Source organism: Pseudomonas sp. P1_A1 (assembly GCF_056406935.1).
This window is the reverse complement of the sequence record NZ_JBFTZE010000002.1, coordinates 121,193-143,118: the sequence shown is the minus strand read 5'-3', so window position 1 is coordinate 143,118 and position 21,926 is coordinate 121,193. Positions and strand designations below refer to the sequence as shown.

The following is a 21,926-nucleotide window of genomic DNA, read 5'->3' as shown; positions in this document are numbered from 1 at the left end:
GATCAAACCCGGCAGACCCGAAGGTCTCCCACGCACAGCCGCCATAACTGCAGAGCTGAAAAAGCGCCGCATTATGTCACCTGCTGTGATCCTATACTTCGGGTTTTCCAGGCCCGATCGCTGAATTGCCAGCGACCCCCAAAGCCTATCCACCCCATTTCCGACCGACAACCGTCAAAACTTGTCGGAAACATCCCCCCCAAAATCATCGTCTGTAGGACTGCCTGAAGATCAAAAGATCGCAGCCTTCGGCAGCTCCTACGCAGGATTTGTTTACACCTTGTAGGAGCTGCCGAAGGCTGCGATCTTTTTCTAAAGGTCGAGCACCAAAGGTTCTGAACCCTGCGCCGGCACCGCACAACAAATCAGCACCTCACCCGCATCGGGAACCTCCGCCGGAGGCTGTGGATAATTCACCTCTCCGCTGATCAACCGGGTTTTGCAGGTCCCGCAGGAACCGCCGCGGCAACTGAATTCCGGGCGCAAGCCACGGCTCTCCGCCAACTCCAGCAAACTGCCGCCGTCCGGCTGCCAACGCGCTTCTTTGGCAGAGCGCTGGAACACGACGGGCACCGAAACGGTAGCGGCCGGCAATTGCTCGATGACCACCGCGTCCGGGTCCGGCTTGCGACGCAGCGTCGACGGGCCAAAGGTTTCGGCATGAATCCTTGAATCAGGGACATCCAGATCCCGCAGGCTGTCGTACAGCCCCTGGGTAAAACTTCCCGGACCGCACAGGACAAAATCCACTTGGTCGTAGTCCTCCACCTCAAGAGTGGTCTTGAGCAAGTCGGCGTCGATGCGCCCTGTCAGGTCGTAATCTTCACCCTCACGGGCATCGGCCTCCGGCTGACTAAGCAAACGCAGCACCCGCACCTCATCACCGAGGCCGTCGAGCAGGCGATCCAGCTCAGGGCGAAACGGTTGATCGGCCAAGGTCCGCGAGCTCTGGAAGAACCACACAGGACGGATGCGCCGCGTGCGCAGGCCTTGATAAACCACTTCCCGCAGCATCGACAGCAGCGGCGTGATCCCCACGCCGGCAGCCAATAGCACCAGCGGCCGACGCTCATTCGGCGCCACGGTGAAATGCCCTTGAGGCGAGCGGGCTTCAAGCACATCGCCGACACGAATCTGCTCATGCAGGTGCGAGGACACCAGGCCTTCACGCTTCACGCTGATGCGGAAAAAGTCATCGGATGGCGCGCTCGACAAGCTGTACGTGCGGATGTGCACATCGCCTGCGATGTTGAACCGCAAGGGCAAATGTTGCCCAGCTTGAAACACCGGCAATCCGGCGCCATCGGCAGGCTCCAGATAGATCGAACGGATGTTGTGGCTCTCCCGCTCGATGCGCGTCACTCGCAGCGGCCGCCAGCGATTCCCCAGCGCCTGGGCTTGCAGGCGTGCATTCGCCTGCGCCCAGGTGCCGGTCAGCAGACTGGTGGGCGACACGCCGTCAAAGCGCCAGCGCAAGGCCAGTGCCGCGGGCCGACGCACCGCGTGCTCCACCTCGAATGTCCACAGCCGCTCGGCCCCTTGAAAGGCTTCGATCTGCGGGCCTTCCAGGATGACTTGCGTGCGACCGCTGAGGTGCAGCAAATCGCCCGAATCGAAATCGATGAACAGCAAACCGGCCCGAGGGTTGATCAGCAGGTTGCCCAAGGTATTGAAGAACAGGTTGCCGGCGAAGTCCGGGATGGTCAGGCGATTGCCTTCTATCTGGACGAAACCGGCCTGGCCGCCCCGATGAGAAACGTCCACCGAGCGTTGGCCATCGACGTCCACATAGCTGGCGACAAAGAAGGTATCGGCGCTGGCAATCATGGCTTTGGCCGCGTCATCCAGCCCATTGAGATGCTGCGCGATACGGGTCTCCGGATCCGCCAATGGCACCGAGCGAAACTGGCGCAATTGAATGTATTGCGGGCAATTGCCGAAGGATTGCTCCACCGTCACCTCGAAGCCGCTCGCCGTTACAGCGCCGACTCGACCATTGAGACGATTGCGACGCCGGGTGTGCAGCTCGATACCGAGCAGACCGATCGCCGCCCCGTCTTGCAGTTGCGCAGGGTCGTCGTTTCCAGGCAGGCTGCCGAACTGCAACAGCGTGGGTTCTGGAGAATGGGCAAAGCCCGGCGCCCCTTCAAGAATGCTCGCCCAAGGGTTGCCGTCGGCATCCACCGCGCCGTACAGCATGAACGGCAGTTGCTGATAGAACGTGCGGTGCTGGTCCGGCATCTCGCCGCGAATCACCCTACGACCCAATGCCTCCATTCGCTCGACGACACCCACATGGGCCTGCAATTTTTTCTCGCCGGCGTGCCAAGGTGAACGTTCCATAACGGCTTCTCCCCTGCGCTCATCGCGCAATAAGAACGGCCCGACTGAATAGGGCCGTGAGCATCAGGCAGTTTTTTGCAAACCGGCGATGGTGCGCGGCATGCCGACAAACCCTGGCAAGGCTTCAACGCGCGCCAGCCAGGCCCGGATGTTGGCGTAGTCGTCCAGCGACACATTGCCTTCCGGAGCATGGGCGATGTAGCTGTAGGCGGCGATGTCGGCGATGGTCGGCTCGCTACCGGCCAGATAGGCCGTCGCGCCCAGTTCCTGATCGATCACTTTGAGCCAGGTGTGAGAATAGGCGATCACCTCTTCAGCGTTGTAAGGCGCACCGAATACAGTGATCAGCCTTGCCCTGCCGGGGCCAAAGGCAATCGGCCCGGCGGCGACCGACAACCAGCGCTGAACCTTGGCTGCACCGACCGGATCGGTTGGCAGCCAGCGACCGTTGCCATATTTCTGCGCAAGGTAGACCAGAATCGCGTTGGAGTCGGCCAGCACCATGCCTTGATCATCAATCACCGGGACCTGACCAAACGGGTTGAGCACAAGAAAATCCGCTTGTTTGTGTGCGCCCTTGGCCAGATCGACGAAGATCAGCTCGGTCGGCAGTTGCAACAACGACAGCATCAGCTTTACACGGTGAGCATGGCCGGAACGTGGGAAGTTGTAGAGTTTGATGGCTTGCATGGTCGACTCCGCTGGGTGGTGGCACCGCTCAGGAAAGATCGGCGCCGATGGAGGGCTATCTTCCATCTGCAACCAAAGCAACAGAATAACCAGCAAACGCAATCCATTATTTCAGCCAGCGCAATAAACCTTCAGCCGTGCAGGGCCGGGTGTTCGCGCAGCCCCTTCACCGCAAAGTCGACAAAACTGCGAATCCGCGCCGGGGCCTTGCGCCCCCCCTGGTAGACCACATGAATGGGCAATGGCGGCAGTTCGAAGTCAGCCAGGACGATTTCCAGCTCACCGGCGGCGATCTTGCTCGCCACTTGATACGACAGGACTCGGGTCAATCCCAGGCCCATGGCGGCGGCAGTGATCGCCGCTTGATTGGCAGAGACCACCAGACGTGGCTCCGGACGAACACTGATCGGCTCTCCCGCCTCAAGGAACGGCCAGCTCCTGGGCTGCCCGATGGACGAGGTGGCGATGATCGGGGCGCGGCTCAAATCCGCAGGATGCCGAGGCCGGCCATGGTCAGTCAGAAAACCCGGGGAAGCGCAGATCACTCGCCGCACTTCGCCCACTCGAATTGCATGCTGATTGCTGTCAGGCAACTCACCGATACGCACGGCCACATCGATGCCCTCCTCGACCATGCTCACCACCCGATCGACCAGTACAGCGTTGATGCTGACTTCAGGAAATTGAGTCAGGTAACCGACCATGAGCGGCGTGACGAACAAATCGCCGAACAATACCGGCGCCGTGATCGTCAGTTGCCCACGGGGTTGGGCATGGCTCCCGGCGGCTGAATCCTCGGCTTCCTGCACCTCGGCGAGAATTCTCCGACAGTCCTCCAGATAACGCTGACCCGCCTCGCTCAAATGCACGCTGCGGGTGGTGYGCGTCAGCAACTGAGTGCCGATGCGCTGCTCAAGCGCCGCCACTGCCCGAGTGACGCTGGCTGCTGACATCCCCAAACGCCGCGCCGCCGCCGAGAAACCTTGGTCCTGGGCGACAGCGGCGAAGACCTGCATTTCCTGGAATCGGTCCATCGGGTATGTCCTTCATTCAGGTAAAAAAAATCGCAACCGTAGTAGGCTGCGATTTTTATTGTTTCGATCACCTGTGGATAACTTATTCCACCGTCACCGACTTCGCCAGGTTGCGCGGCTGATCAACGTCAGTACCTTTCAACACCGCCACGTAGTACGACAACAACTGCAACGGAATGGTGTAGAGGATCGGCGACAGGATGTCGTGGATGTGCGGCATGTGCACAACATGAGTGCCTTCACCGTTGGTCATGCCGGCCTGCTCGTCGGCGAAGACGATCAGTTCACCGCCGCGGGCGCGGACTTCCTGGAGGTTGGACTTCAACTTCTCCAACAACTCGTTGTTCGGTGCCACGGTGACCACTGGCATGTCGTTATCCACAAGCGCCAGCGGGCCATGTTTCAGCTCGCCCGCCGGGTAGGCTTCGGCGTGGATGTAGGAGATTTCCTTGAGCTTGAGCGCCCCTTCCATCGCCACCGGGAATTGCGCACCGCGACCGAGGAACAGGGTGTGGTTCTTCTCGGCGAACAGCTCGGCGATTTTTTCCACGGTGCTGTCCATGGCCAGGGCTTCGCCCAGACGGGTCGGCAGGCGACGCAGTTCTTCGACCAGTGTGGCTTCGACGCCTGCGGCCAATGTGCCGCGAACCTGACCCAGGGCCAGGGTCAGCAACAGCAGGCCCACCAATTGAGTGGTGAAGGCTTTGGTCGAGGCCACGCCGATTTCGCGACCGGCCTGGGTCAGCAGCGTCAGGTCCGATTCACGCACCAGGGAGCTGATGCCGACGTTGCAGATTGCCAGGCTGGAAAGGAAGCCCAGTTCCTTGGCGTTGCGCAGCGCGGCCAATGTGTCGGCGGTTTCACCTGACTGGGAGATGCTCACGAACAGGGTATCGGGCTGCACCACTACTTTGCGATAGCGGAATTCGCTGGCGACTTCGACCTGGCACGGGATGCCGGCCAGTTCTTCGAGCCAGTAACGGGCAACCATACCGGCGTGATAACTGGTGCCGCAGGCAACGATCTGTACATTACGCACCTTGGCGAACAGCTCGGCAGCTTGTGAACCAAACGCCTGGACCAGCACCTGATTCTGACTCAGGCGACCTTCAAGCGTGCGTTGCACCACGGCCGGTTGCTCGTGAATTTCCTTGAGCATGTAATGCCGGAACTCGCCTTTGTCAGCGGCTTCGGCACCGTCACGGTACTGAACGCTTTCACGCTCGACGAGCGCACCGTTGATGTCCCAGATCTGCACGCTGTCGCGGCGAATTTCGGCGATATCGCCTTCTTCCAGGTACATGAAGCGGTCAGTGACCTGGCGCAGGGCCAACTGGTCGGAGGCAAGAAAGTTTTCACCCAGGCCCAGACCGATCACCAATGGGCTGCCGCTGCGGGCTGCTACCAAGCGATCTGGTTGCCGAGCGCTGATCACTGCCAGACCGTATGCGCCGTGCAGTTCTTTGACGGTCGCTTTCAGGGCCGCGGTCAGGTCGGGCTGCTCTTTGAGTTTTTCGTTGAGCAAATGCGCGATGACTTCAGTGTCCGTGTCCGAGGTGAACACGTGGCCCAGGGCCTTGAGTTGCTCGCGCAGGGCTTCGTGGTTCTCGATGATGCCGTTATGCACCACCGCCAGATCGCCCGAAAAATGCGGGTGAGCGTTGCGTTCGCACGGCGCACCGTGGGTCGCCCAGCGGGTGTGGGCAATGCCCAGACGACCGACCAGAGGCTCTTCGATCAGCGCCTGTTCCAGTTCGCTGACCTTGCCCGGCCGACGCAGGCGCAAGAGTTTTTCATCGTTGGTGTACACCGCCACGCCGGCGCTGTCATAACCACGGTATTCCAGACGCTTGAGGCCTTCGAGCAGGATGGCGGTAATGTTCCGTTCTGCGACTGCACCGACAATTCCACACATGCTATTTCTCCTGACTGACAGCGGCGCAAATCACATTGATGCCGCGGGCCTGAATCTGATCGCGGGCCTCAAGCGGCAGGCGATCATCGCTAATAAGGGTATGGACGCTGCTCCAAGGCAGCTCCAGATTGGGAATCTTGCGGCCGATCTTGTCGGCCTCGACCATCACGATCACCTCACGGGCGACCTCGGCCATGACACGGCTCAGTCCCAGCAACTCATTGAAGGTAGTGGTCCCGCGCACCAGATCGATGCCATCGGCGCCAATAAATAACTGATCGAAGTCATATGAGCGTAGTACCTGCTCTGCCACCTGACCCTGGAAGGATTCGGAATGCGGATCCCAAGTACCACCGGTCATCAACAGCACCGGTTCGTGCTCGAGTTCAGTCAACGCGTTGGCGACATGCAGGGAGTTGGTCATCACCACCAGGCCCGGTTGCTGGCCGAGTTCCGGGATCATCGCGGCGGTGGTACTGCCGCTGTCGATGATGATGCGCGCATGCTCGCGAATCCGCGTGACGGCGGCGCGGGCAATGGCCTGCTTGTATTTCGAAACCGGTTGGCCGATGTCGGCGACCAGCTCCTGCGGCATGGTGACCGCGCCGCCATAACGACGCAGCAACAGACCGTTGCTTTCAAGCGCGGCCAGATCCTTGCGGATCGTAACTTCCGAAGTTTCGAAGCGTTTGGCCAGCTCGTCCACACTGACTTCGCCCTGCTCATTGAGCAAGGCGAGGATATTGTGGCGGCGTTGGGGCGTGTTGCGCTTTGACATGATTTGGTAAGTTTCGATTCGAAAGATAACGTAAACAATCAAAACCTATCAGCGAAACTTCGTCAAGCCAGCATCAGAAAAAAGATGTGTGGATAACTCAAAAAAAGATCGCAGCCTCCGGCAGCGCCTACAGAGTGAACACGAATTCCCTGTAGGTGCTGCCGAAGGCTGCGATCTTTTGGTCTGTGGATAACTTAACTCTTCTTGATCTTCTCAGGCCGCTTCCAGCCGTCGATGTTCTTCTGTCGAGCCCGGCCTACGGCCAACTGAGCGTTATCCACATTCTGGGTAATGGTCGAACCGGCCGCCGTGGTCGCACCGGAGGAGATATCCACAGGCGCCACCAACGAGTTGTTGGAGCCGATGAACACATCTTCACCCAGCACGGTTTTCCACTTGTTGGCACCGTCGTAGTTGCAGGTGATGGTGCCGGCACCAATGTTGGTGCGCGCACCGATCTCGGCATCGCCCAGATACGTCAAGTGACCGGCCTTGGCACCTTCGCCCAGGTGAGCGTTCTTCAGTTCAACAAAGTTACCCACATGCGCGCGGGCTTCCAGCACTGTGCCGGGACGCAAACGAGCAAACGGGCCGGCATCGCTGCCTTCGCCGAGAATCGCGCCTTCGATATGACTGTTGGCCTTGATCACCACGCCTTTGCGCAGGGTGCTGTCCTTGATCACGCAGTTCGGGCCGATCACTACGTCATCCTCGATGACCACTTTGCCCTCGAGGATCACATTGATGTCGATCAGGATATCGCGACCAACGGTAACCTCACCGCGAACATCGAAACGCGTCGGGTCGCGCAGGGTCACGCCCTGAGCCATCAAACGACGAGCAGCGCGCAGTTGATAATGACGCTCCAGCTCGGCCAGTTGTTTGCGATCGTTGGCGCCCTGCACTTCCATGGCGTCATGGGGTTGTTCGGTGGCCACCACCAGACCATCACTGACCGCCATGGCAATCACGTCGGTCAGGTAGTACTCGCCCTGGGCATTGTTGTTGGAGAGGCGGCCCAGCCAATCGCCCAAACGCTGGGAAGGCACCGCCAAAATGCCGGTATTGCCTTCGGTGATCGCACGCTCAACCGCGTTGGCATCTTTCTGCTCGACGATGGCAGTCACTTTGCCGGCGGCATCACGGACAATGCGGCCGTAGCCAGTCGGGTCATCCAGCTCGACAGTCAGCAGACCCAATTGCTGCGGTGCAGCCTGCTTGAGCAGACGTTGCAGGGTCTCGACTTCGATCAACGGCACGTCACCGTAGAGAATCAGCACGGTATCGGACTCGATGAACGGCACAGCCTGGGCCACCGCATGACCGGTACCCAGCTGTTGGTCCTGCAGGACGAAATTCAGGTCATCGGCGGCCAGACGCTCGCGCACCGCTTCGGCACCATGGCCGATCACCACGTGGATGCGCTGTGGATCAAGTTGCCGGGCGCTGTGGATAACATGCCCGAGCATTGAATTACCGGCAATCGGATGCAGGACTTTCGGCAAGGCCGAACGCATGCGAGTGCCTTGGCCGGCAGCGAGGATAACGATTTCAAGGGACATGACTGGCTACCAATCCTGGGTGGTCAGCAACTGCGACCAGGTGATAAAAAACGGAAAAGAAAAAGGGTAGCCGAGGCTACCCTTTTTAATCAATCGCGCAACAAGTCGATGGCCGATTAGTGGCCGAACTTCTTGCGGATCTGCTGGACGGTGCGCAGCTGAGCTGCAGCCTCGGCCAGACGTGCGGCAGCAGAACCGTAATCGAATTCCGCGCCTCGCTCATGCAAGGCTTTCTCGGCAGCCTTAACGGCTTCCAAAGCTGCGGCTTCGTCCAGGTCGGCAGCGCGTTGCACGGTGTCGGCGAGAACCTTGACCATGTTCGGCTGAACCTCGAGGAAACCACCGGAGATGTAATACACCTCCTCTTCCCCGCCCTGCTTGATCAGGCGGATCGGGCCCGGCTTGAGATTGGTGATCAGCGGCGCGTGACCCAGGGCGATACCAAGATCACCCAGTGCACCGTGCGCAACCACCATCTCGACCAGGCCGGAAAAGATTTCCCCTTCCGCGCTGACGATATCGCAATGGACTGTCATAGCCATCTGATTGCCTCAACCTAAATTAGCGCCCGTTGCCGGGCGCCGGGATTACAGTTTCTTGGCTTTCTCGATCGCTTCTTCGATGCCGCCGACCATGTAGAACGCTTGTTCTGGCAGGTGGTCGTAGTCACCGTTGAGGATGCCTTTGAAGCCAGCAATGGTGTCTTTCAGGGAAACGTATTTACCCGAAGCACCGGTGAAGACTTCAGCCACGAAGAACGGCTGCGACAAGAAACGCTGGATCTTACGAGCACGGTTTACCAACTGCTTGTCGGCTTCCGACAGCTCGTCCATACCCAGGATCGCAATGATGTCCTTCAGTTCTTTGTAACGCTGCAGCACGTACTGAACACCGCGAGCGGTTTCGTAGTGGTCGTTGCCGATCACGTTCGGGTCCAGCTGACGCGAAGTCGAGTCCAGTGGGTCTACCGCTGGGTAGATACCCAGGGAAGCGATGTCACGGGACAGAACGACAGTGGCGTCCAAGTGGGCGAAGGTGGTCGCTGGCGACGGGTCGGTCAAGTCGTCCGCTGGTACGTATACCGCCTGGATCGAAGTAATCGAACCTTGCTTGGTCGAAGTGATGCGCTCTTGCAGCACGCCCATCTCTTCAGCCAGGGTCGGCTGGTAACCTACTGCCGAAGGCATACGGCCCAGCAGTGCGGATACTTCAGTACCGGCCAGGGTGTAACGATAGATGTTGTCGACGAACAGCAGAACGTCGTTACCTTCGTCACGGAACTTCTCGGCCATGGTCAGGCCGGTCAGGGCTACGCGCAGACGGTTTCCCGGCGGCTCGTTCATCTGACCGTAAACCAGTGCCACTTTGTCCAGAACGTTGGAATCCTTCATCTCGTGGTAGAAGTCGTTACCCTCACGAGTACGCTCACCCACACCGGCGAACACGGAATAACCGCTGTGCTCGATGGCGATGTTACGGATCAGTTCCATCATGTTTACGGTCTTGCCTACACCGGCACCACCGAACAGACCGACTTTACCGCCCTTGGCGAACGGGCAAACCAGGTCGATAACCTTGATGCCTGTTTCCAGCAGCTCGTTGCCGCCCGCTTGTTCAGCGAAGGTTGGCGCAGGACGGTGAATGCCCCAGCGCTCTTCTTCGCCGATCGGACCAGCTTCGTCGATCGGGTTGCCCAGTACGTCCATGATCCGGCCCAGGGTCGCTTTACCGACCGGTACGGAGATGGCTGCGCCAGTGTTGTTGACGTCCAGACCGCGCTTCAAGCCTTCGGTGGAGCCCATCGCAATGGTACGAACCACGCCGTCGCCCAGCTGCTGCTGAACTTCCAGGGTGGTTTCGGCGCCTTGAACTTTCAAGGCGTCGTAGATGCTCGGTACGCTGTCGCGTGGGAATTCCACGTCGATAACGGCGCCGATGATTTGAACGATACGTCCGCTACTCATAGCTGGATCCTCTGAATATTTGAACCGTTAAACCGCGGCAGCGCCGCCGACGATTTCCGAGATCTCTTGGGTGATCGCAGCCTGACGCGCCTTGTTGTAGACCAGCTGCAAATCGCTGATCAAATCACCGGCGTTGTCGGTAGCGTTCTTCATCGCGATCATCCGCGCAGCTTGTTCAGCCGCGTTGTTCTCGACCACCGCCTGGTAGACCTGCGACTCCACGTAACGGACCATCAAGCCGTCAAGCAGCTCTTTGGCGTCCGGTTCGTACAGATAATCCCAGTGGTGCTTGAGTTCTTGATCCGGGGTTGCCACCAGTGGAATCAACTGCTCCACGGTAGGCTGTTGTGTCATGGTGTTGATGAACTTGTTGGACACCACGGACAGGCGGTCAATACGGCCGTCCAGGTAGGCATCCAGCATCACCTTGACGCTGCCGATCAGGTCATTGATCGACGGCTCTTCACCCAAGTGGCTGATAGCTGCAACGACGTTACCGCCGAAGTTGCGGAAGAAAGCCGCACCCTTGCTACCAACGACACACAGATCGATCTCGACGCCGTTTTCGCGGTTTACCGCCATGTCCTTGACCAAAGCCTTGAACAGGTTGGTGTTCAAGCCACCACACAGACCACGGTCACTGCTCACTACGACATAACCAACGCGCTTTACTTCACGGTCGATCATGAACGGGTGGCGATATTCCGGGTTAGCGTTGGCCAGATGGCCAATAACCTGGCGGATGCGCTCCGCATAAGGACGGCTAGCAGCCATGCGCATTTGTGCCTTGCGCATTTTGCTGACCGCCACTTTTTCCATGGCGCTGGTAATCTTTTGCGTGCTTTTGATGCTCGCAATCTTACTGCGAATCTCTTTTGCGCCTGCCATGTAACACCTATCAGGTTAGCAAGCGGGAGCCGCTAGGCTCCCGCTGCGGCTTACCAGGTTTGGGTGGCCTTGAACTTCTCGATACCGGCTTTCAGGCCGCCATCGATTTCGTCATTGAAGTCACCCTTCACGTTGATCTTCGCCATCAAGTCGGCGTGATCGCGGTTGAAGTAAGCAATCAGCGCTTGCTCGAAGCTGCCGATCTTGGCGATTTCAACGTCGGTCAGGAACCCACGCTCAGCGGCATACAGCGACAGCGACATGTCGGCGATCGACATTGGCGCGTATTGCTTCTGCTTCATCAGCTCGGTAACGCGCTGACCATGCTCAAGTTGCTTACGGGTCGCTTCGTCCAGGTCAGAAGCGAACTGGGCGAATGCCGCCAGTTCACGGTACTGAGCCAGAGCGGTACGGATACCACCGGACAGCTTCTTGATGATCTTGGTCTGAGCGGCACCACCCACACGGGATACCGAAACACCGGCGTTCACTGCAGGACGGATGCCCGAGTTGAACATGGCCGATTCCAGGAAGATCTGACCGTCGGTGATGGAAATCACGTTGGTCGGAACGAACGCGGAAACGTCGCCAGCCTGGGTTTCGATGATCGGCAGTGCGGTCAGGGAACCGGTTTTGCCGGTCACTGCGCCGTTGGTGAACTTCTCTACGTATTCTTCCGAAACGCGGGATGCGCGCTCCAGCAGACGGGAGTGGAGATAGAACACGTCGCCTGGGTAAGCTTCACGGCCTGGTGGACGGCGCAGCAGCAGGGAAATCTGGCGGTACGCCACTGCTTGCTTGGACAGATCGTCATAAACGATCAGCGCGTCTTCACCGCGGTCGCGGAAGTATTCGCCCATGGTGCAACCGGAGTACGGTGCCAGGAACTGCAGTGCTGCAGATTCCGAAGCGCTCGCTGCAACGATGATGGTGTTAGCCAGTGCACCGTTTTCTTCCAGCTTGCGAACTACGTTGGCGATGGTCGATTGCTTCTGACCGATGGCTACGTAGACGCAGAAAATGCCGCTGTCTTTCTGGTTGATGATCGCGTCGATCGCCAGAGCGGTTTTACCGATCTGACGGTCACCGATGATCAGCTCACGCTGGCCACGGCCGACAGGGATCATCGCATCGACAGCCTTGTAGCCAGTCTGTACAGGCTGGTCTACCGACTTACGCCAGATCACGCCTGGAGCAACTTTCTCGACCGCGTCGGTCTCGGTGTTGTTCAGCGGACCTTTGCCGTCAACTGGGTTACCCAGTGCGTCGACTACGCGACCCAGCAGTTCCTTACCAACCGGAACTTCGAGGATGCGGCCAGTGCACTTGGCGCTCATGCCTTCAGCCAGAGTCTGGTATGCGCCCAATACAACGGCACCTACAGAGTCTTGCTCCAGGTTGAGAGCCATACCGAAGACGCCGCCCGGAAACTCGATCATCTCGCCGTACATAACGTCGGCCAGACCGTGAATCCGCACGATGCCGTCAGATACGCTGACGACAGTGCCTTCGTTACGGGCTTGGGAGGTCACATCGAGCTTGTCGATGCGGCCCTTGATAATTTCACTTATTTCGGAAGGATTGAGTTGCTGCATTGCTCTGCTGCCCCTTCAAACTCAAGATTTCAATGCTTCGGCAAGTTTCGCGATTTTGCCGCGAATCGAGCCATCGATAACCAGGTCGCCGGCGCGGATGACAACACCACCAATAAGGGATGAGTCTTCCTCGACTTGCAGGCGCACTTCCCGGTTGAGTCGTGCACTGAGAACCTTGGCGAGTTTGTCTTGCTGTTCTTGGTTCAATGCAAAAGCACTGGTCACTTCAACGTCTACCGATTTCTCTTGTTCGGCCTTGTACAGGTCAAACAGAGCGGCGATCTCCGGCAGAAGCGGGAGACGGTCGTTTTCGGCAACGACGTGAATGAAGTTCTGTGCCTTGGCATCAAACTTGTCGCCGCACACGTCAATGAACGTGGCGGCCTTTTCTGCGCTCGTCAGTCGCGGGGCCTTGAGCACGCGCTGCATGGTGTCGTCTTCCGACACCGCTGCTGCCAGGCCGAGCATGGCTGACCAATTGGCCAGTTGCTGGTGGGCCTGAGCGTGCTCGAAGGCCGCCTTAGCGTAAGGTCGGGCCAACGTGGTCAGTTCTGCCATGATCGCCCTCGCTTAGATTTCAGCAGCCAGTTGGTTAACCAGCTCTGCGTGCGCGTTTTGATCGATTGCTTTGCCCAGGATCTTCGAAGCACCGCCAACGGCCAGGCTACCCACTTGGGCGCGCAGCGCGTCTTTGACGCTGTTCAGTTCCTGTTCGATCTCGGCCTGAGCCTGAGCCTTCACACGGTCAGCTTCGACGCGAGCCTGTTCACGGGCTTCGTCGACAATCTGGGTACCGCGTTTCTTGGCTTGCTCGATGATTTCAGCTGCCTGAGCTTTCGCTTCGCGCAGTTGCTGACCCGCTTTCTCTTGGGCCAACTCCAGGTCGCGAGCTGCTCGGCTGGCAGCGTCCAGACCATCAGCGATCTTCTTTTGACGTTCGTGCAGAGCCGTGATGACCGGAGGCCATACGAACTTCATGCAGAACAGTACAAAAATCAGGAACGCAACGGACTGGCCAATCAGGGTCGCATTAATGTTCACGCCAACACCTCGCAGTTACGTTGTCCATCACACCAAATTACCCGGAAGATCCGAGTAATTAGCCAGCGATTTGACCAACGAACGGGTTCGCAAAGGTGAAGAACAGAGCGATACCAACACCGATCATGGTTACGGCGTCGAGCAGACCGGCAACGATGAACATTTTAACTTGCAGCATTGGAACCATTTCTGGCTGACGCGCTGCGCCTTCCAGGAACTTGCCGCCCAGCAGGCCGAAACCAATTGCGGTACCCAGTGCGCCCAGGCCGATCAACAGTGCAACAGCGATAGCGGTTAGACCAACTACAGTTTCCATCTTTCCTCCCGACTTTTACGTCGTATGGTTTAGGTTTTTTAGATTTTAAAGCGGTAAAACAAATCGTTTCATAGCCCTGTTAGGGCACCCACCCGTTTGACCGGGCGGGACATCAGACCAGTCGAGACTGGTCTTAATGGTTCTCTTCGTGCGCCATCGACAGGTAAACGATGGTCAGCATCATGAAGATAAATGCCTGCAGGGTGATGATCAGGATGTGGAACACAGCCCACGCCCACTGCAGAACTACGCCCAGGCCGCTCAGCCAGAGCAGACCGCTGCCGAACATCACAGCGATCAGAATGAACACCAGCTCACCGGCATACATGTTGCCGAACAGACGCAGAGCCAGGGAGATCGGCTTGGCGATCAGGGTCACGAATTCCAGCAGGAAGTTCACCGGAATCAGCAGCGCCTGAACAAAGATGTTCTTGCTGCCGAACGGGTGCAGGGTCAGCTCGCCGATGAAGCCGCCGAGGCCCTTGATCTTGATGCTGTAGAAAATGATCAGCGCGAACACTGTGAAGGCCATGGCCAGAGTAGCGTTCGGGTCGGTGGTCGACACGGCGCGGAACGGGATGTGGTGGTCGCCGGAGATCAGGATGGCCAGCTGAGGAATCCAGTCGACCGGTACCAGGTCGATGGCGTTCATCAGGAAGACCCAGACGAAGATGGTCAGTGCCAGCGGTGCAACCACTGGACTACGGCCATGGAAGCTGTCTTTCACGCTGCCATCGACGAATTCGACCAATACTTCAACGAAGTTCTGCAAAGCACCAGGTACACCTGTAGTCGCCTTCTTTGCCGCCATGCGGAAAAGAAGAACGAAGATCAGACCCAACGCGACCGACCAGCCGAGGGTATCGACGTGGAAAGCCCAGAAGCCCATTTCCTTGGCTTCTGCTGCGGAGTGGGCAAAGCCCCAGCCGCCGTTGGGTAGCTGACCGAAGGTCAGGTTCTGCAAGTGGTGCTGGATATAGCCCGAAGCGGTTGTTTCTGCCATGGTTGCCTCAAACGCCCTAAGGTCTCGAAAGTCTTGTTCTCATAAGCAGGGGAGCGAACCAGCTGACCAGTTGGGTCAGCACGAAGACGCCGAATACTGCTAGCGGCGCCAATGGCTTCACACCTGCAAACGTCAGTGCAAACAGCACTGCCGTCAAAATCAGTTTGCCCGCCTCGCCGGCATAAAAAGACCGGACGATGGCTTGAGCTGCTCGGGCGCCGGAAAACCGAAATGCCCTGTGAGCGAAATAAATATTGGGAAGCAAGGCTATCAGGCCTCCGCAAAGTCCTGAGTACCCGGCAACGACTCCATACCATCGCCAGAGCGCCAAAGCGGCAATCAGCAAAACGACAAGTTGAGCCATTAACACCGGAAAAACAGCCAATCGATGGAAAGGCAAGCGGTCTGGCGTGCGGTTTTCCATCACTTTTGCTCCCCAATGGTCGGCTGCCGAAATTCAATAACTTGGCATAATTTGTGCCGACAAAATGCGCGCAGAGTATAGGGGCGGTTCTGCCCCTATTCAACTGTCAGGTAGTGATTTCCGACTTCACGCTACAAGAGGAATTGTTTCAGCGGATGTGTGCGAGCACACCTTGAAGTTCATCAAGAGAGTTGTAGCCGATCACCAACTGCCCCTTACCCTTCTTTCCGTGGCGGATCTGCACCGCAGAGCCTAGGCGCTCGGCCAGGCGCTGCTCGAGCCGGGCGATATCCGGGTCCGGTTTTGCCGGTTCCACAGGCTCCGGTTTGCCACTCAACCACTGGCGAACCAGTGCTTCAGTCTGGCGCACAGTCAGCCCCCGTGCGACAACATGTCGCGCCCCTTCAACCTGTTGGTTTTCCGGTAAACCCAGCAAGGCACGGGCATGACCCATTTCCAGGTCGCCGTGAGACAGCATGGTCTTGATGACTTCCGGCAACGAAATCAGGCGCAACAGGTTGGCCACGGTGACGCGGGACTTACCCACAGCCTCGGCCACTTGTTGCTGAGTCAGCTGGAATTCCTGCTGCAAACGCTGCAAGGCCACCGCTTCTTCGATCGGATTGAGGTCTTCGCGCTGGATATTCTCGATCAGCGCCATGGCGATGGCGGTTTCATCCGGCACATCGCGAACCATCGCCGGGATGGTTTCCTGGCCAGCCTGCTGGCTGGCGCGCCAGCGGCGTTCGCCGGCGATGATTTCGAAGCGGCCACTGCCGATCGGGCGAACCACGATCGGCTGCATCACGCCCTGGGCCTTGATCGACTGCGCCAGCTCTTCCAGCGCCTGAGGATCCATGTCCCGACGTGGCTGGTACTTGCCACGCTGGAGCAGGTCCAGGGGCAGGTGCTGCAGCTCACGCTGGTCGGCTTGCACCGCTTGTTCTTCCAGCGAGCTGACAGTCGGACCACTCAGCAGTGCATCCAGTCCACGTCCGAGACCTCGTTTCTTGACGGCCATGGGGATTCCTTAAGTTGCCTGGGCAGCGGCGGTGCGTGAATTTTTGCGTTGACGGCGAACCATCTCGCCGGCCAATGCCAGATAGGCAATCGCGCCGCGCGATGATTTATCGTACGCCAGCGCCGGCATGCCATAGCTTGGCGCTTCGGCCAGACGGATGTTGCGCGGAATCACGGTGTCGTAGAGCTGATCGCCAAAGTGTTCCTTGAGCTGCGCCGAGACGTCGTTCATCAGGCTCAGGCGCGGGTCGTACATCGTCCGCAACAGGCCTTCGACTTTCAGGTTCGGGTTCAGCAGTTCGGCAATGCGCTTGATGTTATCCACAAGGTCGCTCAACCCTTCGAGTGCGAAGTACTCGCACTGCATGGGGATAATGACCCCGTCGGCGGCAACCAGCGCATTGAGCGTGAGCATCGACAGCGATGGCGGGCAGTCGATCAAAATGTAATCGTAGTTCTCACGGATCGGCGCCAACGCGCTGCGCAGGCGGCTTTCCTTCATCTGCATTTCCAGCAGAACGACTTCGGCCGCGGTCAGATCGCGGTTTGCCGGCAACAACTGGTAACCACCGTGTTCGGAATAGTGCATGGCCTGGGCCAGGTCACATTCACCGATCAACAGATCGTAGACCGAGTTTTCCAGGCCGTGTTTATCCACACCGCTACCCATGGTGGCGTTGCCCTGTGGATCAAGATCGATCAACAGCACCCGACGCTTGGTAGCGACCAGGGAAGCTGCGAGGTTGATGCAGGTGGTGGTCTTGCCCACACCACCCTTTTGGTTCGCTATCGCGAATACCTTAGCCATTCTTGCTTGTGTTCCCAATCATGCCGTGCGGCGCAGTATCAGCAGATGGCGTTGGCCTTGGCAACCGGGTACGGCCAGGGCATGTTCGCTATCGAGGTGGAAGTCTGCCGGCAATGCTACCAGCTCATCGGCGGGATGAACGCCCTTCATTGCCAGCCAGCGTGTATCGGCGTCGCCCAAATGGCGAGTCCAGTTGCTGAAGTTCTCCATGCTGCTGAACGCCCGGGAAATGATCCCGTTGAATGGCAGTTCAGGCTGGAAGGCTTCGACGCGACTGTGGATAACTTGCAGGTTATCCAGTTTGAGTTCGAGTTTGACCTGGGTCAGGAAGCGGGTTTTCTTGCCGTTGCTGTCCAGACAGGTCACCTGGGACTCTGGAAACAGGATCGCCAACGGAATGCCCGGCATGCCGCCGCCGCTGCCAACGTCCAGCCAGCGACCGTTTTCGACGAACGACATCACGCTCAAGCTATCGAGCAGGTGACGGGAGACCATTTCGTCCGGATCGCGCACGGCGGTCAGGTTGTAAGCCTTGTTCCATTTGATCAACAAGGCCAGATAACCCAGCAGCTGAGCGTGTTGGGCTTCCGTCAGTGTGACACCGAGCTGGCGAGCACCTGTGGATAACTCTTCTGCATGTTGCGAGGTAACCAACGAACTCAAGCGCTTTGCTCCAACTGACGGCCCGCGCCGCGTTTTTTCAAATGAATCATCAACAGCGAAATCGCCGCTGGGGTCACGCCCGGAATACGCGACGCCTGGCCCAAAGTCTCCGGACGGGTCGCACCGAGCTTGCTCTGGATCTCTTTGGAGAGACCGGAGATGTTCGTGTAATCGATATCCACAGGCAGTTTGGTGTCTTCGCTGGCCCGCAGGCGCGCGATTTCATCCTGTTGACGATCGATGTAACCGGCGTATTTGGTCTTGATTTCGACCTGTTCGGCGACCTGTGGATCTTCTGCGCCCCCGCCAGTCACGGCGATCAGACCAGCGTAGTCGATTTCCGGACGGCTCAGCAGGTTGAGCAAATTGTATTCGTGGGTCAGCGGCGTGCCGAACTTCTCGGCAATCGCATCGCCCTGCTCGGTGCCCGGGCGAACCCAGGTACTTTTCAGGCGTTGTTCTTCCAGATCGATGCTTTCGCGTTTTTTGCAGAAAGCCGCCCAACGCACGTCATCCACCAGACCCAGTTCGCGACCTTTTTCGGTCAGGCGCAGGTCAGCGTTGTCTTCGCGCAGAATCAAGCGGTATTCGGCGCGGGATGTGAACATCCGATACGGTTCCTGGGTACCGAGGGTAATCAGGTCGTCAACCAAAACGCCGATGTACGCCTCATCGCGACGCGGGCACCAGGCATCTTTGCCCTGGGCTCGCAGTGCGGCGTTGGCTCCAGCCAGCAAACCCTGGGCGCCGGCTTCTTCGTAACCGGTGGTGCCGTTGATTTGCCCGGCGAAGAACAAACCGGCGATGACTTTGGTTTCCAGGCTGTACTTCAGGTCACGCGGGTCGAAGTAGTCGTACTCGATGGCGTAGCCCGGACGCACGATGTGCGCGTTTTCCATGCCGCGGATCGATTGCACTATCTGCAATTGCACGTCGAACGGCAAGGATGTGGATATCCCGTTCGGGTACAGCTCGTGAGTGGTCAACCCTTCCGGTTCGATGAAGACCTGGTGGCTTTCCTTGTCGGCAAAGCGGTGGATCTTGTCTTCGATCGACGGGCAATAACGCGGACCAATGCCTTCGATCAACCCGGCATCGGAATACATCGGCGAACGGTCGAGGTTCGCGGCAATGATTTCGTGGGTCCGGGCGTTGGTGTGGGTGATCCAGCAGCTGACCTGTTTCGGGTGCTGCTCTTTGGAGCCCATGAACGACATCACCGGGATCGGCGTATCACCGGCTTGCTCGGTCATGACCGAGAAATCCACAGACCGACCGTCGATACGCGGCGGAGTACCGGTTTTCAGGCGACCGACGCGCAATGGCAGTTCACGCAGACGATGAGCCAGGGCAATCGAAGGCGGATCACCGGCGCGACCGCCGGAATAATTCTGCATGCCGATGTGGATAAGTCCACCGAGGAAGGTGCCCGTCGTCAGCACCACGGAGTCGGCGAAGAAACGCAGGCCCATTTGCGTGACAACGCCGCGCACTTGTTCCTGTTCGACGATCAGGTCGTCCGCGGCTTGTTGAAATATCCACAGGTTCGGCTGGTTTTCCAAAGCTTCGCGGACAGCGGCCTTGTACAGCACCCGATCTGCCTGGGCGCGAGTCGCACGCACGGCCGGGCCTTTGCGGCTGTTCAATACGCGAAATTGAATACCACCTTTATCGGTCGCCATGGCCATCGCGCCGCCCAGGGCATCGATTTCCTTGACCAGATGGCTTTTGCCGATCCCACCAATGGCGGGGTTGCAGCTCATGGCACCGAGGGTTTCCACGTTATGCGTCAGCAACAGGGTTTTTGCCCCCATACGTGCTGATGCAAGTGCTGCCTCGGTACCGGCATGACCGCCGCCGATGACGATCACTTCAAAACGGGAAGGGAAATCCACCACGCACCTCGTGCCTGCTTTAGTCAGGTAATCCGGAATAGTTTGAGCTCAGGTTCTTGGACCTGGTCGGCAAGTATAGGGACTTCGCCCTTCCTAAAGAACCCTTTGCACAAAATTTAACCAGCTGTGGAGAAGTCGGGGTTATAGAAATTAAAAAGAGAGAAATTTATTAAATCTTTGTTTTTATGTTTATTTCTACTGACCCACCTTTCTGTGGATAGATTCATGCAGGCCTTTATTTTCAATGTGTACAGAGATTCAAAACCCTGTGGTCATGTGCCGAGGAGGCCCTTGGATAACCGGTGTAAGCCTGTGGATGAAAGGGGCTGTTATCCACAGAGGCGGTTATCTTCAGTTTCGAGGCCATGTTATCAACTGCCCTTAGCGGCAGTTATTCACAGGGCTTAATCCACAGAAAAGGGCTGACCGAGCAAATCCCAGGCACGGAAAATCCGTCCGAACAGAAAAATCTGCTCGGGAGCGGAGGGCTATTTCAGAAGAAGGGGAGCAGACAGGCCAGAACGGCCTGTCTGTGGGTAACGCAGAAGGACTATTTACCAATGCAGAAGCTGGAGAAGATCCTGCCCAGCAGATCATCGGAGCTGAATGCCCCGGTGATTTCGCCTAAAGACTGCTGGGCTTGCCGCAAATCTTCGGCCAGCAGTTCACCGGCACCCGCTAGCGTCAGCTGCGCGCGGCCGTGTTCGAGGGACGCACTCGCGTGACGCAGTGCCTCCAGGTGACGCCTGCGAGCACTGAAGCTGCTTTCAGAGGTCTGCTCGTAACCCATGCAGGCCTTGAGATGCTCGCGCAACAACTCCAGGCCTTCGCCGGCGGACCTGGCACTGAGGCTGATCGTGACGTGGCCATCGTCACTGACTTCCAGGGCAATCGCTTCACCCGTCAGGTCTGCCTTGTTACGGATCAGCGTCACTTTTGCTGGATCCGGGCGGGTTTCGAGGAATTCAGGCCACAACGCAAATGGATCGAGGGCCTCGGGAGCCGTGGCATCGACCACCAGCAATACCCGATCCGCCTCGCCGATGGCTTTCAATGCCCGTTCGACGCCGATTTTCTCCACCTGATCGTCGGTATCCCGCAGCCCGGCAGTGTCGACCACATGCAACGGCATGCCATCGATGTGGATATGTTCGCGAAGAATATCCCGGGTCGTGCCGGCAATCTCGGTCACGATCGCGGCTTCACGTCCGGCCAGGGCATTCAGAAGGCTGGACTTGCCGGCATTCGGCCGGCCGGCAATGACTACCGTCATGCCGTCACGCAGCAAGGCCCCCTGCCCGGCTTCCCGAAGCACTGTGGATAATTCGTCGCGCACTTTATCCAGCATGCTCAGCACGTGGCCATCGGCGAGGAAGTCGATTTCTTCTTCAGGGAAGTCGATGGCCGCTTCGACGTAAATGCGCAGGCCTATCAATTGCTCGGTAAGGTTATGCACACGTTGGGAAAACGCACCTTGCAACGAACGCAGGGCATTTCGTGCAGCCTGTGCAGAACTCGCCTCGATCAAGTCGGCGATGGCTTCGGCCTGAGCCAGGTCGAGTTTGTCATTGAGGAAGGCGCGTTCGCTGAATTCACCCGGTCGGGCCAGACGGCAGCCCAGTTCCAGGCAGCGTTTGAGCAACATATCCAGGACGATTGGTCCGCCGTGGCCCTGCAGCTCCAGCACATCTTCGCCGGTGAACGAATTCGGTCCCGGGAAATACAGCGCGATGCCTTCGTCCAGCACCTCTTCGTTTTCACTGAGGAACGGGCCGTAATGGGCGAACCGCGGTTTCAGTTCGCGGCCGCTGATGGCTTTGGCCGCCACACTCGCCAGCGGCCCGGAAATACGGACGATGCCTACACCGCCGCGCCCCTGGGCGGTGGCGACGGCTGCGATGGTTTCACGAGGAACGCTCATAAACCGGTATCCAGACAAAAGTGACAGATAGCAAAACGCCCCACTAGGGGGCGTTTTGAGTGGTTA

The 21,926-nt window shown here is 58.3% G+C and carries 20 protein-coding genes; all 20 read right to left on the bottom strand.

The window, feature by feature from the left end:
• Nucleotides 1–312 precede the first annotated feature (312 nt).
• Nucleotides 313–2,343 (bottom strand): 2Fe-2S iron-sulfur cluster-binding protein, encoded by a 2,031-nt coding sequence (locus AC1D2Q_RS03565; RefSeq protein WP_477812272.1) that lies wholly within the window; start codon nucleotides 2,341–2,343, stop codon nucleotides 313–315.
• Nucleotides 2,344–2,406: 63 nt separating this feature from the next.
• Nucleotides 2,407–3,033 carry a glutathione S-transferase family protein gene (locus AC1D2Q_RS03560; RefSeq protein WP_477812271.1) on the bottom strand — a complete coding sequence of 209 codons (627 nt, stop codon included), beginning with the start codon at nucleotides 3,031–3,033 and terminating at the stop codon, nucleotides 2,407–2,409.
• 131 nt (nucleotides 3,034–3,164) lie between these two features.
• The gene (locus AC1D2Q_RS03555) at nucleotides 3,165–4,067 is read right to left on the bottom strand and encodes a LysR family transcriptional regulator (RefSeq protein ID WP_477812270.1); all 903 of its coding nucleotides are present in this window, start codon (nucleotides 4,065–4,067) and stop codon (nucleotides 3,165–3,167) included.
• An 82-nt stretch (nucleotides 4,068–4,149) separates the two neighbouring features.
• Complete coding sequence (gene glmS / locus AC1D2Q_RS03550; protein WP_477812269.1) at nucleotides 4,150–5,982, bottom strand: glutamine--fructose-6-phosphate transaminase (isomerizing); 1,833 nt, start codon at nucleotides 5,980–5,982, stop codon at nucleotides 4,150–4,152.
• 1 nt (nucleotide 5,983) lies between these two features.
• A complete protein-coding gene (locus AC1D2Q_RS03545) occupies nucleotides 5,984–6,763 on the bottom strand; it encodes a DeoR/GlpR family DNA-binding transcription regulator (protein ID WP_477812459.1) in 780 nt (259 codons plus the stop codon).
• Between the two features lie 191 nt (nucleotides 6,764–6,954).
• Complete coding sequence (glmU, locus tag AC1D2Q_RS03540; RefSeq protein WP_477812268.1) at nucleotides 6,955–8,322, bottom strand: bifunctional UDP-N-acetylglucosamine diphosphorylase/glucosamine-1-phosphate N-acetyltransferase GlmU; 1,368 nt, start codon at nucleotides 8,320–8,322, stop codon at nucleotides 6,955–6,957.
• A gap of 116 nt (nucleotides 8,323–8,438) precedes the next feature.
• A complete protein-coding gene (locus AC1D2Q_RS03535; protein ID WP_007934346.1) occupies nucleotides 8,439–8,864 on the bottom strand; it encodes a F0F1 ATP synthase subunit epsilon in 426 nt (141 codons plus the stop codon).
• 45 nt (nucleotides 8,865–8,909) lie between these two features.
• Nucleotides 8,910–10,286 (bottom strand): F0F1 ATP synthase subunit beta, encoded by a 1,377-nt coding sequence (gene atpD, locus AC1D2Q_RS03530; protein ID WP_007969907.1) that lies wholly within the window; start codon nucleotides 10,284–10,286, stop codon nucleotides 8,910–8,912.
• 27 nt (nucleotides 10,287–10,313) lie between these two features.
• Nucleotides 10,314–11,174, bottom strand: coding sequence for a F0F1 ATP synthase subunit gamma (gene atpG, locus AC1D2Q_RS03525; RefSeq protein ID WP_007934344.1), 861 nt, complete (start codon nucleotides 11,172–11,174; stop codon nucleotides 10,314–10,316).
• Nucleotides 11,175–11,224: 50 nt separating this feature from the next.
• Nucleotides 11,225–12,769, bottom strand: coding sequence for a F0F1 ATP synthase subunit alpha (gene atpA / locus AC1D2Q_RS03520; RefSeq protein ID WP_007969905.1), 1,545 nt, complete (start codon nucleotides 12,767–12,769; stop codon nucleotides 11,225–11,227).
• 21 nt (nucleotides 12,770–12,790) lie between these two features.
• Entirely contained in the window at nucleotides 12,791–13,327 is a 537-nt protein-coding gene (locus AC1D2Q_RS03515) for a F0F1 ATP synthase subunit delta (RefSeq protein ID WP_086945241.1), read from the bottom strand.
• A 12-nt stretch (nucleotides 13,328–13,339) separates the two neighbouring features.
• The gene (locus AC1D2Q_RS03510) at nucleotides 13,340–13,810 is read right to left on the bottom strand and encodes a F0F1 ATP synthase subunit B (protein ID WP_007969903.1); all 471 of its coding nucleotides are present in this window, start codon (nucleotides 13,808–13,810) and stop codon (nucleotides 13,340–13,342) included.
• A 58-nt stretch (nucleotides 13,811–13,868) separates the two neighbouring features.
• Nucleotides 13,869–14,126: a F0F1 ATP synthase subunit C gene (gene atpE / locus AC1D2Q_RS03505; protein ID WP_003097235.1), complete on the bottom strand. Its 258-nt coding sequence runs from the start codon at nucleotides 14,124–14,126 to the stop codon at nucleotides 13,869–13,871.
• 133 nt (nucleotides 14,127–14,259) lie between these two features.
• Nucleotides 14,260–15,129, bottom strand: a complete 870-nt coding sequence (gene atpB, locus AC1D2Q_RS03500) for a F0F1 ATP synthase subunit A (protein ID WP_007934337.1) — start codon at nucleotides 15,127–15,129, stop codon at nucleotides 14,260–14,262.
• A 16-nt stretch (nucleotides 15,130–15,145) separates the two neighbouring features.
• Nucleotides 15,146–15,553, bottom strand: coding sequence for a F0F1 ATP synthase subunit I (locus AC1D2Q_RS03495; protein ID WP_007934335.1), 408 nt, complete (start codon nucleotides 15,551–15,553; stop codon nucleotides 15,146–15,148).
• 148 nt (nucleotides 15,554–15,701) lie between these two features.
• Nucleotides 15,702–16,574, bottom strand: a complete 873-nt coding sequence (locus tag AC1D2Q_RS03490; protein ID WP_477812267.1) for a ParB/RepB/Spo0J family partition protein — start codon at nucleotides 16,572–16,574, stop codon at nucleotides 15,702–15,704.
• Nucleotides 16,575–16,583: 9 nt separating this feature from the next.
• Nucleotides 16,584–17,381, bottom strand: a complete 798-nt coding sequence (locus AC1D2Q_RS03485; protein WP_007934331.1) for a ParA family protein — start codon at nucleotides 17,379–17,381, stop codon at nucleotides 16,584–16,586.
• Between the two features lie 18 nt (nucleotides 17,382–17,399).
• Nucleotides 17,400–18,044: a 16S rRNA (guanine(527)-N(7))-methyltransferase RsmG gene (rsmG, locus tag AC1D2Q_RS03480; RefSeq protein WP_007934329.1), complete on the bottom strand. Its 645-nt coding sequence runs from the start codon at nucleotides 18,042–18,044 to the stop codon at nucleotides 17,400–17,402.
• Nucleotides 18,041–19,939 carry a tRNA uridine-5-carboxymethylaminomethyl(34) synthesis enzyme MnmG gene (gene mnmG / locus AC1D2Q_RS03475; protein WP_007934327.1) on the bottom strand — a complete coding sequence of 633 codons (1,899 nt, stop codon included), beginning with the start codon at nucleotides 19,937–19,939 and terminating at the stop codon, nucleotides 18,041–18,043. The genes rsmG and mnmG overlap by 4 nt, the downstream gene beginning before the upstream one ends.
• A 550-nt stretch (nucleotides 19,940–20,489) precedes the next feature.
• Nucleotides 20,490–21,860, bottom strand: a complete 1,371-nt coding sequence (gene mnmE, locus AC1D2Q_RS03470; protein WP_305410644.1) for a tRNA uridine-5-carboxymethylaminomethyl(34) synthesis GTPase MnmE — start codon at nucleotides 21,858–21,860, stop codon at nucleotides 20,490–20,492.
• Nucleotides 21,861–21,926: the final 66 nt, after the last annotated feature.